We start from the raw sequence: 12,964 nt of genomic DNA, 5'->3' as shown, positions 1-12,964 counted from the left end.
GTCGGTTTCGCGAGGGTCTCGAATTCTAACGGAACCAGGAGACCTTATTTCGGCCAAATGCAGTGCTTTCTCTGCCAGATCCGCCAAATAAGGTCTCTGAGTTCCGTTACAGCGGGAAATAGTCGGGAAATGGGCAAATAACGGCTTTACGTTCCGTTAGGCGTCCGCCAATGCCAATGGCCACTCCCCACAGGCAATCGCCACTGGCCGCTCTCCACTCTCCGATCGCCACTGCCACTCACCCTTCGCTACTCATGACTCGCTGCACACTGCTCTCCACTCACTGCACACGACTCACTGCTACACCGATGCCGCACTCTAGTTTAACTAGGGGCCCATGCCCCCACTCCCTGCACAACTCTTTCCAACGCCCCGCCATGGCGGCCGGCCCTAATCTCAATCCTCCCTAATGGCGGCTTTGGCGCGTGAACCAGCCTTTGAGCAGCAGGGTCACAAGCGCCAACAGCAACAAGAGGGAGGCCACCGCAAATGACGCGGAAAATTGGTATTCGTTATACAGAATCTCCACGTGCAGCGGCAAAGTGTTCGTTTCTCCCCGGATATGGCCCGAGACGACGGAGACCGCGCCGAATTCCCCCATCGCTCGCGCATTGCAAAGCACGATTCCGTACAATAGACCCCATTTGATGTTCGGGAGCGTGACCTTCCAGAAAATCCGGAAGCCCCGGGCTCCCAAAGTGACCGCGGCCTCCTCCTCCTGCTGCCCCTGATCCTCCATCAACGGGATGAGCTCCCGGGCGACAAAAGGGAAGGTCACGAACAACGTTGCCAGGATGATGCCGGGCAGCGCGAAGATAATCGAGATGTTATGTTCCTCCAGCCACGGGCCGAACCATCCGTGCGTGCTATACACGAGCACGTAAATCAGGCCGCCGATGACCGGAGATACGGCAAACGGCAGATCGATCAGCGTGATCAACACTTGTTTGCCGCGAAATTTGAATTTGGTGACGGCCCAAGCGGCGGCCACTCCAAAGATCGTATTCAACGGGACGGTAATCAACGCGACAAGCAGCGTTAACCGCAGCGCGGATAGCGCATCTGGGTCGCGAATCGCCGCTACGTACACGTCCCAACCTTTTTTGAGCGCCTCCGTCAGCACGACGGCGAGCGGCAAGACGATCAGCCACAACAGGACCAGCGCGGCCGCCGTGATCAATACCCACTTCATGGCGCCGCCCCTCTTCCCCGCCTGCTTGCGCGGGGCCGTCGGCTTGCTTGCGGCTAATGGCACAGAACCGGCCATAATCTTCCCTCCCTATCGAGTTCGTTATCTTACCTCGCGGTCTTGCGGACCTGGCGTTGCAGCGTGTTGATGAGCAGCAACAGCACGAATGAGATCAACAACAGCATCAGCGCAACGGCCGTCGCCCCGGCGTAGTCGAATTGTTCCAGCTTCGACATGATCAGCAGCGGGGCGATTTCCGTCTTCATCGGCATATTGCCGGAGATGAAGACGACCGAGCCGTATTCGCCGATTCCGCGGGCGAACGCGAGCGCAAACCCCGTCAAGAGCGGGGGCAGCAGCTCCGGCAGTATCACCTGGCGGAAGGTGCGGAAGCGGCTCGCGCCTAAGGTAGCGGCCGCCTCCTCCACCTCGGCGTCCAGATCCTGCAACACCGGTTGTACGGTGCGCACGACAAACGGGATGCCGATAAACATCAGCGCAAGCGTAATGCCTGCCGGCGTAAACGCGATGCGGATCCCCAGCGGTTCGAACAGAGAACCGATCCAGCCGTTAGCCGAATAGATCGCGGTAAGGGAAACCCCGGCCACTGCCGTAGGCAGGGCAAAAGGAAGGTCGATCATGGCATCAAACACGTTTTTTCCGGGGAAATCGTACCGGACCAGCACCCAGGCCAGCAGCAGCCCCAGCACCGCATCGATCAGTCCGGCCGCCGCCGCCGTTAGAAAGCTCACCTTGTAGGAGGCAAGCACGCGCGGGTCGGTCGCGATGTCCCAAAACTTCTCCCAGGTTAGTCCCGTAGAATTCAGCAGCAAAGCGGAAAGCGGGATCAGCACGATCAAGCTAAGGTAGAGCACGCTGAATCCCATCGTCATCCCGAAGCCGGGAAGAACGCCGCGCTTTGTGGTGCCACTGTGCATATTTTTCGCCTCCGATTCGTTACGGTCGGTTTGGATTATTGCGGTACGTAAATCTGGCTGAAGATGCCGCCGTCATTGAAATGCTTCGCTTGCGCTTCAGCCCAGCCACCGAATTCCTCGATCGTAAACAGCTTGATCTCCGGGAACTTGTCGGCATATTGCGTCTTAACGCTGTCCAGCGTCGGGCGGTAGTAATTTTCCGCGGCGATCTTCTGGCCTTCTTCCGAATACAAGTATTTCAAATAGGCTTCGGCTACTTCGCGAGTGCCCTTGGCATCCACGTTTTTGTCTACCACCGCGACGGGCGGTTCGGCCAGAATGCTCTCCGACGGATAGACGATGTCAAATTTGTCCGGCCCCAGCTCCTGAACGGACAACCATGCCTCATTCTCCCAAGCCAACAGTACGTCGCCGAGTCCGCGTTCAACAAACGTCGTCGTTGCGCCGCGTGCCCCGCTGTCGAGAACCGGCACATGCTTGAACAGCTCCTGCACGAACTCCCGTGCTTTCGTTTCATCGTTATTGTTATGATGCAGAGCGTATCCCCATGCCGCCAGGTAATTCCACCGCGCTCCGCCAGAGGTTTGCGGGTTCGGCGTGATGACTTCGACGCCGTCCTTAATCAAATCATTCCAATCCTTGATCTCTTTCGGGTTGCCTTTGCGAACCAGAAATACGATCGTCGAGGTGTAGGGCGAGCTGTTATGTTCGTATTTTTGCTGCCAGCCTTCATTAATCAAACCGCTTTGCGAAATCGCGTCAATGTCGTATCCGAGCGCCAGCGTGACCACGTCGGCCTTCAATCCGTCGATGACCGCCCGGCTTTGCTTGCCCGATCCGCCGTGCGACTGCTTGATCGTGACCTTCTGTCCTTTTTCTTTCTCCCAATAGGCCGCGAAGGCTTCGTTATATTTCTCGTATAATTCCCGGGTCGGGTCGTAGGATACGTTCAGCAGTTCCACCGCTTTGGGCTTCTCCTCGCCGCCGGAATTGCCGGCTGCCGCGCTGGCCGCCTCGTTGTTGCCGCTCTTGTTCGCCGAGCAAGCCGCCAGGACCCCAACCAATATTAACGCCAAACTCATCAGAACCCCTTGCTTCAACTTTCTGTTCATCGTATCACTCCCCATACTCACATTCTTCTCGCTTTACTAGGGCAGAGCAGGCATCTACCGCATCAGACTTCGTCTGAAAAGGAAAACGGAGAAACGCCCCACCCCCTACGGTCAAACCGAGCCACTACCCGTGTCTGCCAAGGCAAGTAGAGCGTTCCTCCGTCCGTACGGTGAGAACATTTTTAATTATTCCTACCTGTTTAGTATGCTATGGTGTTATTTTATATGCGGCAGCCCAAAAATGTCAAACCTTTTTATGCAAAAAAATCAAATTATTTATAAGCTCCCCTTATAGTCGGTACAGGCCCGGCCTGGAGCGGTGAATGCCCCCTTCCATCAATGAAAAAAAAAACCGAAAGCCGGCAAAATGCGGGCCTTCGGGTGTTAGGGTCGAAACCTTCGTCTTCAGTTGATATGAAGCTTCTGCCTCACTTGGTACCTGCCGGCCGCCCAGCGTTTTCCCTACTAGTAGAGATATGCCGCTCTAGGCACCGAGGTTCCATCCTTCCTGGAAAATCTTCCGAAGTTACTTCAGCATTTCCGCCGCCAGACCGGCTGGAAGCGGCTCGACGCAGGACGGCTTGGCGATCCTTAAGCTTTGCTCGGTCGGCAACAGGCGACCGCTCTCGGAATCGCGGCGCAAGGCGGCGATATTGCCGCTGTACTGATTCGCCACCAATACGTAGTCGTCCAGTACGGCGAAATTACGCGGCCAGCTTCCTCCCGCACTCGTCCATGCCGGGTCATCGAGACGTCCGGTCTTGGGATCGATGCGGAAACGAACGATGCTGTCGTGCCCGCGGTTGGAACCGTAGACAAACCGGCCGTCCGGCGAGAAGTGAATATCGGCCGGGTAGTTCTCCCCGCGGAAATCGTCCGGCAGCGAGCTGACGTGCTGAATCGCCTCAAGCCGCCCCTCCTCCGGATCGAATGCGTAAGCCGTCATCGTGTTGTTCAGCTCGTTCATGCCGTAAGCAAACCGTTCCGACGGATGGATCACGAAATGCCGCGGACCGGCCCCCGGCGGCAAATCCGTCGCCCCGTGCTTCACGAGCTTCCCGCATTCCAGCCGATAGGCTACGATTTGGTCCGTTCCCAAATCGGAGACGAAGGCGAACCGGCCGTCCAGGCTTGGCACGGCGCTATGCGCATGGGCCGACTCCTGGCGCTGCTCGTTTACGCTGCTTCCCTCATGGCGGATATGGGAGATCATGTCCCCCGGCGCACCGTCCGGTTCGAGGGCAAAGGCATTGACATGGCCGCTGGAATAATTGGCGACCAGCAAGTGCCGCTCCGGCCCAGGTTGCAGAGCCAGATGACATGGATCAGCCCCCAGCGTTGCCTTATCCCCGCCCAACATCGCCAGCGTCCCGTCCTTCGGATCGATCGCGAAACCGGCAACCCGTCCTTCGGTTTGTTCGCTTACTGCATACAATCGCAGCCCCTTGGCATCGATGGCTACGAAAGACGGATTCACGAGATCCGAGAAGCCGTGGAGGATCCGCATTTCCCCGGTGTCCCGCCGCAGTTCGCAGAGATAAATCCCCGGCTCCCCGCTTTCGGCGTAGGAACCCGCGTAAAATAGCCAGACGTCTTGGTTATTTATACTCATCGAATCCTCTTCCTTCCCATATTCGGAATCTTCCATCAGCCGTTTCACCTCGGACAAGGGCAGCCGGTCGAAATATAACTCCACCTGACGCTCCGCCCCGCCATAGATCTCATTCATGACAGCCGGGATGTTCGAGGAAATGGCACAGGAAGAGTGTTCGCTGCCGGAGCACCAGCTTGGACGCAGCGAACCTTGAGCGAAGATGCGGTACAAATCGCCGAGGGATACCCGCGAGAGCTCGGCCTTCAGCAGGTATCCGCCATGAGCCCCCTCCTTCGTCGTCACGAGGTCGTGACGGCGAAGCAGGCTGAGCACCTTGCGTACCCGGGCCGGGTGCGTCGCCACGCTGCAGGCGATTTGCTCGCTATTGGCCATGTGATCCTCCCTGGAATCCAAAAACAACAAGCAATGGACGGCGACCGTCAATTCGCTGTTCATCTTCCTTCCCCTTTCCCTTACCGAGATTGAAACAAGTGCGGGCGAGTATGATATAATGTTCTCGCGAATCGCTCTTACCTAGTAGCCATTATTAATGGATCGCTGCTCGCAATTACCTACAGAAAGGGAATTTCCATGAAACTGATGAATCCCTCTTATCTGCAAATCGCCTTCACCTTCGGCGCGATGGCTATGGCTGTCGCCGTTTTGTTTATACGTCTGAAAGCCAGCCGTCGGCCCGTCACCGTGAAGAAAATCGTCATCCCCCCGTTGGGCATGACGACCGGTCTCATGATGTTCATCGTCCCGGAGACGCACATCCCGATCCTGTGGGGCGTCATCGCCTTCGCTTTCGGCTGGCTCCTGTTCTCCTATCCGTTGATCCGGACAACCAAGTTCGAGAAAATCGACGGCGAGATTTATGCGGAGCGTTCCCGCAGCTTTATCCTGATCCTGATCGGTCTGCTTGTCGTCCGTCTCCTGCTGCATGAGGCCGTAGAACAGTATGTCTCCGTGATGCAAACCGCAGCGCTGTTCTTCCTGCTCGCTTACGGCATGATTATTCGCTGGCGTCTGTTTATGTTCAAACAATACCGTGCTATGACCGAGAATGCCCCTGCCTCCTGATTCATGAGAAAGTCCGGGGGCAATTGTTCAGCCTTCGACGACCGAGCGGTTGCGCCCCTCTTCCTTGGATCGATAGAGGCAGCGGTCCGCCCGGCGGATAAAGTCCTCCGCAGGCATCGGATCGAACGGAGCGAGGCGGTAACCGCCAACGCTGATCGTTACGTACTTCCCCGCTTTGGAACGCGTGTGCTCGATGGCCAAGCCGGCGACCGCTTTTCGCAGCCGCTCGGCAGCCTCCAAGGTTTGCTGCGTATCCAGTCCGGACAAGACGACCACAAACTCCTCCCCGCCGTATCTGGCGGCAAAACCTTGCGCCTTCTTCGCCTCCGCATAGATCGTCCATGCGATTTCCTTCAGAACGCGATCCCCGCCTTGATGTCCATAATAATCATTATAGGCTTTAAAGCAATCGATATCTATGATGAGCAGCGACAACGCCGTGCTCCGCTCCTCCGGGGAGACCATTTCCCAGGCCAGGATTTCGTCGAAGCGCCGGCGGTTGGGAATCTCCGTCAACCCGTCGAGATTGGTCAGGCGAATCAGCTGTTCGTTCGCATGCTCAAGCTGCAGGCCCGACTCCGTCAACTGCCGGTGTTGTTCCGACAATCGGATGAATAACCGATTCACCTCATTAACGACCGCGCAAATCACGACCGTCGAAGCGACAACCGAATTGAACTTGGCTACATACCATCCCAAAGTGAAGCGCATACTGGCAAACAGTGTCAGCGTCACGTCCATCAGTAAGGCGAGCATCGCCACCGCCAACCATAAATGCAGCATCGACCATCCCTTCACTCTACTCCACACCGCCACCAAGGCAAAGAGGTTCAAAATCCATAAGGCCGGTCCAATGCCCGAAGTGTTCAACCTTTGGTAGTCGTTCTGATGTAAGATGCCGGGCAGCCAACGATCTCCTAAAGCGGTAAGCTCAAAAACGCCAAATACGGCTAACAGCGTCAACGTGACCCCTGCCGTTCCGTAATTGAAGATCTGCTCCTTCGAGCTAAACGGCTTGGGCCATTTCCGGTTTACCCAGGCATATAACAAGATGCCCAGAGAAAAACCCGCGTGCCAAAACACCCAAAGCCATGCCGCGGTTTGCCCTCCGGCTCCGATCTTCTCCCCCAATTCGCCAAAGAGATCGGGAAAAGTCAAAATATGCAAAAACGTCATTAATCCGCTGAACAAATAAGTGCAGGACAAAACGAGCAACGCCGGTAGACCGGAGGCCCGATATTGGCCGTATATGATAAAAGCCGTCAGCATGTCCCCGAAAATCAGCCAACCGATCGCGGCCGACAGAAAAGGCTCCATGGTCGGAAGCGCTGTCATCCCGAATGGCAAAGCCACGAGCGACACCACGCTAATCAGTATGCCAAGCAGGACCGCCAGCTTCCTCTGTTTGCTGCTGGAAGGTATATCGAATACTTGCGAAGCGACCTTGTAATTTCCGTGCATCGGAGCGCGGGTTCTCCCTTCTGGATGTCAAATCATTGCAGTATCTCAAACATATAAAATTTTTAATATAGATGCAATCTTTTTATGGAGATTTCATTTTTGCATCATCTTCCAGGCCCGGCTCCGGAATAAAAGAAACAGCCGCATTCGCATGATGCGAATACGGCTGTGGTTGCTGACAGCGCCACCCGTTTCCGGCGGCGGCCTTGCCTATGCCTTTTTGGCCGACGATCTTTGATCGGAGCTCGGATTACTCAGTTGGGGAAGCATGCGCGTTCCCATGACCATCTCGGACGAGCAAAGCGGACACACCGGGCTATAATCGAACGTGAAATTGTCCCGCATCCATCCGTTGCAATCATCGCTCGTGCAGGTCCATACCGGCGTATTTTCCTCAGGAATTTCTTCTAACGTTTTTTTACGGTAGTTCATAATTCCCCTCCTTCAAAGTGAGCGTTCCAACCGGGTGCATAGATGTAGTTTCTCAAGATGCTATATGTACCATCAGAAGCAGGCTTCTGAATGTTAACCTCATGAATGATCTTTGCGAAGAAAAACTGCCCTTAATGCGAGAACGCATTAAGAGCAGTTTCTGGCTGGCTTACAGTTTTACAACGTTTTCGGCTTGAGGGCCGCGGTTGCCTTGAACCACGTTGAATTGTACGCGCTGGCCTTCGTCGAGGGTTTTGAAGCCTTCGCCAGTGATCGCGCTGAAATGAACGAATACGTCATTTCCGCCTTCCACTTCGATGAAGCCAAAACCTTTCTCAGCGTTAAACCATTTTACTGTTCCGGTTTCCATGGGGAATACCTCCTGTTTCAAGATTAACATGATTCATTTTTTTAACAGAAGTCGCTCAAAAAGGCTGACCTTTATTGAACATGCACCACTTGTATAAAAAAAATTCACACATTGAAAAAAGTTCCAGTTTTAAAAGTGACACTCTTTTCAATGGGTGAATGAATATCTTCCTTCAAAAACACGAGATGAACTCATTATAGCCTTTTGCCAGATAAAAAGCAAATCCCCTGTTTTTGCAAGCCGGTCCGGAAATGCTGGACAAAAGCGGCTGACGAAAACTATAATGACAGATGTAATCTGCAGTCATACTGTTCAGGGGTGCTGGAATCGGCCGGCTGAGAGTGTATCCCTCCAAGATACTGACCCTTTAACCTGATCTGGATAATGCCAGCGTAGGGAGCCATACCATGGACTTGAACCTGTATTATTTTCATTTCCATTGCCTATCGCGTCCCGGATCCGGGACGTTTTTTTGTATCCGGACGTTCGGAATGCGCTTAAGGACGCGTATCCAGGGTTATACCTAGAACAAGCTGCGGAAATTTAAACCCACGAAGGAGAGAATGTGTCGTGAAAGTTCAACTACGCGCCGCGCTGGCGATGTTCCTCGGCTGCATGCTGCTGGTGCTGTCCGCCTGCGGCGGAACAAACGGAAACCATGCCGGCAAGGCGGCTGCCGGGAACGAAGGCGGACCAAATACCGAAGCCGCTGCACCGAATCCTGCGTCCGGCGCAGAGCTGCAGAACGTCAAAGTCGTGCTCGACTGGAGCCCCAACACGAACCATACCGGGCTTTACGCCGCCAAGGATCAAGGATATTTCGCCCAGGAGGGGCTGAACGTGGATATCGTCCTGCCCGGTTCCGGCGGCGCCGAGGCGATGGTTGCCTCCGGGGAGGTGCCGTTTGGCGTCAGCGTGCAAGAGAACGTCACGCAAAGCCGAATCCAGGGCGTTCCGCTCGTATCCATCGCCGCAATCATTCAGCATAATACATCCGGCTTCGCTGCGCCGGTAGCCAAGAACATCAAGTCGCCCAAGGACTTCGAGGGCAAAGCTTACGGCGGCTGGGGTTCTCCGGTAGAAGAAGCGGTCATCAAATCCATCATGGACCTGCAAGGGGCCGATGTCAGCAAGGTGAAATTCCTCAATATCGGGGATGCCGATTATTTTACCGCCGTGAAGCGGGATATCGATTTTGCCTGGATCTTCTACGCTTGGACCGGGATCGAGGCCGAACTGCGGGGCGAGCCGCTGGATATGCTCTACGTCAAGGACTTCTCCGAGCAGCTCGATTACTATACGCCGGTGCTCGTCACCAACGAGAAGACGATCAAGGACGACCCGGAGCTGGTAAAGGCGTTTATGCGAGCCGTCTCCAAAGGCTATAATTATGCGATGGACCATCCGGACGAAGCGGCGCAAATTCTGCTTAACGCCGTACCGGAGCTCGACAAGGACCTGGTGGTCGCCAGCCAAAAATGGCTGAGCCCGAAATACAAGGACGATGCTCCGCGCTGGGGCGAGCAGAAACGGGAAGTATGGCAGAACTACTCCGATTGGATGCATGAACGCGGCCTGCTGGAGAAACCGCTCGACGTCGATGCCGCCTTCACCAACGAGTTTTTGCCAAATGAATAACTGACCCTACACGATTGATGCCAAATCCATATTCCGAAAGGATGAACGAACCGATGCCAAACGCACTTTTAAGCATTCAAATCATTCCGAAAACGCCAAACGGCGAAGACGTAATTCCCTATGTCGACCGGGCCATTGAAGTGATTCAGGCTTCCGGCGTCAAATATCAGGTGAATCCCCTGGAGACGACCATGGAGGGAGATCTCGACGAGCTGCTGGCCATCGTGAAGAAAATGAACGAAGCCGTCATCGAATTCGGCAGCCCAGGCATTATCTCGCAAATCAAAATCTCGTATAATCCCAAAGGCGTCAGCATGGATAAGCTGATCGAAAAATATCGGCCATGAATTTCCGCAGCCTTTGGCACAGCATCTGGCCGCCCCTCGTGGCGGTCATCTTGTTTTTGCTGATCTGGCAAGGCGCCACCGCCTGGTTTCACATTGAGAAGTGGATTCTCCCCAGCCCGGTCGATATCGGGCGCGAAGCGGCCGCCGGTGCGGCCAGCTTAGGGGAGCATACGCTGGCGACGCTGCGGCTGATGCTGATCGGCTTTGCCATCGGAACGCTTGTGGGCCTGCTTATAGCGTTTATGCTCCATTACGTCCCGTTCTTGAAGGCTTCGCTGTATCCGCTGATCATCTTGAGCCAAAACGTCCCGACCATCGCGCTGGCCCCGCTGCTGATGATCTGGTTCGGTTTCGGGATCCTGCCGAAGATCATCGTCATTACGCTCGTCTGCTTCTTCCCCGTTGCGGTGGCAACCATGGACGGACTGAGCCGCACGGATCGCGCAATGCTGGATTACATGCGGATGATCGGCGCCTCCAAGGCGGATATTTTCCGCAAGCTGGAGGTGCCCTACGCGATCCCGTCGATCATGTCCGGGGTTAAAATCGCCGCGACCTACAGCGTCATGGGGGCGGTCATCGCCGAATGGATCGGCGCGGACAAAGGGATCGGCTACTACATGATGCTGCAAAAGGCGTCGTTCCGTACGGACAAAATCTTCGTCGCCATCGCCATCATCGTGGCCATCAGCCTGGCGATGTTCGCCTGCGTCGCCCTGTTGGAAAAATGGCTCGTCCGCTACAAACCGGCCAACGACCGGAGATAGGGCAGCTTACGGAAAGGAAGGCTCGAACATGAACGAAGAATCAACGCTAAGGGAGAAAGCCGTACCGGCACTCGAGGTTCGGCAGATCCATAAAACGTTCCGCGACCGGCGCCGGGAAGTCCCGGTACTGCGCGACATTTCGCTGCGGGTACCGGCCGGTGAATTCGTGTCGATCATCGGCCCGTCCGGATGCGGCAAAAGCACGCTGTTCCACGTCATCGGCGGCTTGACCGCCCCGGAACAAGGGGAAGTTCTGCTTCAGGGCCGCCGGGTCACCGGTCAGCGCGGACATATCAGTTACGTGCCGCAGCAGCCCGCGCTGTTCCCCTGGCGAACGATCGAGGACAACGTCGTATTGGCACAGGAGATCGCCGGTACCGGGAGCCGGAGCTCCCGCACGGAAATCCAAGATTGGCTTGGCAAAGCCGGACTAGGCGGCTTCGAACGGGCTTACCCCCATATGTTATCCGGCGGCATGCAGCAACGAGCCTCGTTCCTGCGGGGACTGCTTGCCCCACAGGAGGTGATGTGCCTCGACGAGCCGTTCAGCGCCCTCGACGCGCTGACGCGCAGCGAAATGCAACGTTGGTTGCTGGACATCTGGGAGGAGAATAAGCGCTCCGTCCTCATGATCACCCACAGCATCGAGGAAGCGCTGATGCTTTCCGACACGATTGTTTTGTTCTCCAACCGGCCGGCCAGCGTCCTGCATACGATTCAGGTCCCCTTCCCCCGTCCGCGTCGCGAAGAAATGACGGAAGATCCCGACTTTATTCGGCTGAAGCGGGAGATTGCAGCCATGATGGCGGAAGAACAGCGTAAAACAGCAACAGGAGGAGTCTGAATCAAGACTCCTCCTTCGATTATGTATCGATTTCGGCGACAACGACTTGATCGACGTCCAGCATCAGTTCCACCCATCTTTGCAGATGCGCGGCTTCCCCTGCGAAGGCGATCAGCCAAGTCACGGATTCAATGGATTCTTGAGGTTCGGCCGGAGGAGCAAGCTCCGGCATTCGATCCAACACCTGCTCATAGGCGCTTAGTTTCGCGTCGATCAGCCGGAAGCGCGCCAGCCTCTGCGCACAATCGGGAATTACGGTCACGCGAAGGGAGAACAAGGTTTTCCCTGCCCGCTTGGCTTCCTGCAGTTCCGCCGGTGAAACAGGACGGCTCCAGGACCCTTTTTCCATATCCATCCCCCCTGATATCCGCGAAATTTACATGATCGAATAAATATTCAACATCTCATCGGAAAGCTGCATTAACGCATCGACGATCTCCGGATCGAATTGGGTCTCGCGATGCCGGAGCAGTTCCAGCTTGGCTTCGGCCATCGTCAGCTTCCGCTCTCGGTAATGCCTGTCCGACGTCATCGAATCGAAGGCGTCGACCACCGCGCAAATTCTCGCGTTATAAGGGATTTGCTCCCCCTTCATCCCGTCCGGATAACCGGCCCCGTCCCAACGCTCATGATGCCACCGAACGATATCCGCGATGCCCGGCCCGAACGCCGGATCCGCTTCGACCAGCTCCGCCCCGATGACCGGGTGCAGCTTAATGATCTTCCACTGGGCCTCCGTCAGCGGCTCCCGCTGTTCGATGATCACACGGGGAATCATCGTTTTGCCGATGTCATGCATAAAGCATCCCCGGACCAGCATGTCCTTGTCCGCTCCGCGGATCTCCAGCGGCTCGGCGATCTTCTCTGCCAGCATGGCTACCCGAATACTATGATGATAGGTTTCTGGATGTTTGCGCACGAGTAGGTTAAACCACTTCACTGCATCTGGGCTATTGTCCATGTACAGTTCGTCAATGAACTCATTAAAAACAGTCAACCGTTCTGCCCCCTAAAACCTGTGTCTTCATTTGCCTTTCCCGTTTTGGAGCCGAATTTCCCTCCTTCTTTAGAAGAAAAAAAGAAATTTCAACTAAAATCCAGTTAAATTTTGATGCATTTAACCCGATGATGAATCAGAGCAAACGGATGAAAAACAGACCATGTCGTACAATAACAATTATGCGACAAA

Annotated in this window: 14 protein-coding genes and 1 riboswitch; of the genes, 5 read left to right on the top strand and 9 right to left on the bottom strand. The window is 55.4% G+C overall.

Annotated elements, in window-relative coordinates; all coding sequences use genetic code 11:
- Positions 1-406 precede the first annotated feature (406 nt).
- The 4 genes from cysW to MJ257_RS23290 all read right to left on the bottom strand — a co-directional run bounded on the left by cysW (position 407) and on the right by MJ257_RS23290 (position 5,289).
- Positions 407-1,267 carry a sulfate ABC transporter permease subunit CysW gene (cysW, locus tag MJ257_RS23305; RefSeq protein ID WP_240271509.1) on the bottom strand — a complete coding sequence of 287 codons (861 nt, stop codon included), beginning with the start codon at positions 1,265-1,267 and terminating at the stop codon, positions 407-409.
- Between the two features lie 29 nt (positions 1,268-1,296).
- Positions 1,297-2,127, bottom strand: a complete 831-nt coding sequence (cysT, locus tag MJ257_RS23300) for a sulfate ABC transporter permease subunit CysT (protein ID WP_240271507.1) — start codon at positions 2,125-2,127, stop codon at positions 1,297-1,299.
- Between the two features lie 35 nt (positions 2,128-2,162).
- A complete protein-coding gene (locus MJ257_RS23295) occupies positions 2,163-3,239 on the bottom strand; it encodes a sulfate ABC transporter substrate-binding protein (protein WP_240271505.1) in 1,077 nt (358 codons plus the stop codon).
- 526 nt (positions 3,240-3,765) lie between these two features.
- On the bottom strand, positions 3,766-5,289 hold the full coding sequence (locus MJ257_RS23290; RefSeq protein ID WP_240271503.1) for a beta-propeller fold lactonase family protein: 1,524 nt from the start codon (positions 5,287-5,289) through the stop codon (positions 3,766-3,768).
- 135 nt (positions 5,290-5,424) lie between these two features.
- Here MJ257_RS23290 and MJ257_RS23285 point away from each other — a divergent pair, with 135 nt between their 5' ends.
- On the top strand, positions 5,425-5,916 hold the full coding sequence (locus tag MJ257_RS23285) for a CcdC family protein (RefSeq protein WP_240271502.1): 492 nt from the start codon (positions 5,425-5,427) through the stop codon (positions 5,914-5,916).
- A 27-nt stretch (positions 5,917-5,943) separates the two neighbouring features.
- Here the strand turns inward: MJ257_RS23285 and MJ257_RS23280 are convergent, their stop codons facing one another.
- The 3 genes from MJ257_RS23280 to MJ257_RS23270 all read right to left on the bottom strand — a co-directional run bounded on the left by MJ257_RS23280 (position 5,944) and on the right by MJ257_RS23270 (position 8,179).
- Positions 5,944-7,377, bottom strand: a complete 1,434-nt coding sequence (locus tag MJ257_RS23280) for a sensor domain-containing diguanylate cyclase (RefSeq protein WP_240271501.1) — start codon at positions 7,375-7,377, stop codon at positions 5,944-5,946.
- A 210-nt stretch (positions 7,378-7,587) separates the two neighbouring features.
- Positions 7,588-7,809, bottom strand: coding sequence for a cold-shock protein (locus tag MJ257_RS23275; protein ID WP_240271500.1), 222 nt, complete (start codon positions 7,807-7,809; stop codon positions 7,588-7,590).
- Positions 7,810-7,978: 169 nt separating this feature from the next.
- Positions 7,979-8,179: a cold-shock protein gene (locus tag MJ257_RS23270; protein WP_009223993.1), complete on the bottom strand. Its 201-nt coding sequence runs from the start codon at positions 8,177-8,179 to the stop codon at positions 7,979-7,981.
- Between the two features lie 304 nt (positions 8,180-8,483).
- Positions 8,484-8,596: riboswitch (TPP riboswitch) on the top strand.
- A gap of 183 nt (positions 8,597-8,779) precedes the next feature.
- On the opposite strand from MJ257_RS23270, the gene MJ257_RS23265 reads away from it, so the two are divergent.
- From MJ257_RS23265 to MJ257_RS23250, 4 genes are read left to right on the top strand one after another with little or no spacing between them, the layout of a single operon-like run.
- On the top strand, positions 8,780-9,817 hold the full coding sequence (locus MJ257_RS23265; protein WP_240271511.1) for an ABC transporter substrate-binding protein: 1,038 nt from the start codon (positions 8,780-8,782) through the stop codon (positions 9,815-9,817).
- 53 nt (positions 9,818-9,870) lie between these two features.
- Entirely contained in the window at positions 9,871-10,164 is a 294-nt protein-coding gene (locus MJ257_RS23260) for an MTH1187 family thiamine-binding protein (protein ID WP_240271499.1), read from the top strand.
- Entirely contained in the window at positions 10,161-10,931 is a 771-nt protein-coding gene (locus MJ257_RS23255; protein WP_240271497.1) for an ABC transporter permease, read from the top strand. The genes MJ257_RS23260 and MJ257_RS23255 overlap by 4 nt, the downstream gene beginning before the upstream one ends.
- Before the next feature lie 28 nt (positions 10,932-10,959).
- On the top strand, positions 10,960-11,775 hold the full coding sequence (locus tag MJ257_RS23250) for an ABC transporter ATP-binding protein (RefSeq protein ID WP_240271495.1): 816 nt from the start codon (positions 10,960-10,962) through the stop codon (positions 11,773-11,775).
- A 19-nt stretch (positions 11,776-11,794) separates the two neighbouring features.
- On the opposite strand, the gene MJ257_RS23245 is transcribed toward MJ257_RS23250, so the two are convergent.
- Both MJ257_RS23245 and MJ257_RS23240 read right to left on the bottom strand, forming a co-directional pair.
- The gene (locus MJ257_RS23245; protein WP_240271493.1) at positions 11,795-12,124 is read right to left on the bottom strand and encodes a hypothetical protein; all 330 of its coding nucleotides are present in this window, start codon (positions 12,122-12,124) and stop codon (positions 11,795-11,797) included.
- A 27-nt stretch (positions 12,125-12,151) separates the two neighbouring features.
- Positions 12,152-12,772 (bottom strand): HD-GYP domain-containing protein, encoded by a 621-nt coding sequence (locus MJ257_RS23240; RefSeq protein ID WP_240271491.1) that lies wholly within the window; start codon positions 12,770-12,772, stop codon positions 12,152-12,154.
- Positions 12,773-12,964: the final 192 nt, after the last annotated feature.

Source organism: Paenibacillus timonensis (genome assembly GCF_022427145.1).
In the GTDB taxonomy this organism is placed as follows: domain Bacteria; phylum Bacillota; class Bacilli; order Paenibacillales; family Paenibacillaceae; genus Fontibacillus; species Fontibacillus timonensis.
This window is presented reverse-complemented; position numbering and strand designations above follow the sequence as displayed.

Excerpts from the sequence above, each read along its gene's own strand:
- cysW (WP_240271509.1), bottom strand. The coding sequence starts at position 1,267 with ATGGCCGGTTCTGTGCCATTAGCCGCAAGCAAGCCGACGGCCCCGCGC.
- cysT (WP_240271507.1), bottom strand. The coding sequence starts at position 2,127 with ATGCACAGTGGCACCACAAAGCGCGGCGTTCTTCCCGGCTTCGGGATG.
- MJ257_RS23295 (WP_240271505.1), bottom strand. The coding sequence starts at position 3,239 with ATGAACAGAAAGTTGAAGCAAGGGGTTCTGATGAGTTTGGCGTTAATA.
- MJ257_RS23290 (WP_240271503.1), bottom strand. The coding sequence starts at position 5,289 with ATGAACAGCGAATTGACGGTCGCCGTCCATTGCTTGTTGTTTTTGGAT.
- MJ257_RS23285 (WP_240271502.1), top strand. The coding sequence starts at position 5,425 with ATGAAACTGATGAATCCCTCTTATCTGCAAATCGCCTTCACCTTCGGC.
- MJ257_RS23280 (WP_240271501.1), bottom strand. The coding sequence starts at position 7,377 with ATGCACGGAAATTACAAGGTCGCTTCGCAAGTATTCGATATACCTTCC.
- MJ257_RS23275 (WP_240271500.1), bottom strand. The coding sequence starts at position 7,809 with ATGAACTACCGTAAAAAAACGTTAGAAGAAATTCCTGAGGAAAATACG.
- MJ257_RS23270 (WP_009223993.1), bottom strand. The coding sequence starts at position 8,179 with ATGGAAACCGGAACAGTAAAATGGTTTAACGCTGAGAAAGGTTTTGGC.
- MJ257_RS23265 (WP_240271511.1), top strand. The coding sequence starts at position 8,780 with ATGTTCCTCGGCTGCATGCTGCTGGTGCTGTCCGCCTGCGGCGGAACA.
- MJ257_RS23260 (WP_240271499.1), top strand. The coding sequence starts at position 9,871 with ATGCCAAACGCACTTTTAAGCATTCAAATCATTCCGAAAACGCCAAAC.
- MJ257_RS23255 (WP_240271497.1), top strand. The coding sequence starts at position 10,161 with ATGAATTTCCGCAGCCTTTGGCACAGCATCTGGCCGCCCCTCGTGGCG.
- MJ257_RS23250 (WP_240271495.1), top strand. The coding sequence starts at position 10,960 with ATGAACGAAGAATCAACGCTAAGGGAGAAAGCCGTACCGGCACTCGAG.
- MJ257_RS23245 (WP_240271493.1), bottom strand. The coding sequence starts at position 12,124 with ATGGAAAAAGGGTCCTGGAGCCGTCCTGTTTCACCGGCGGAACTGCAG.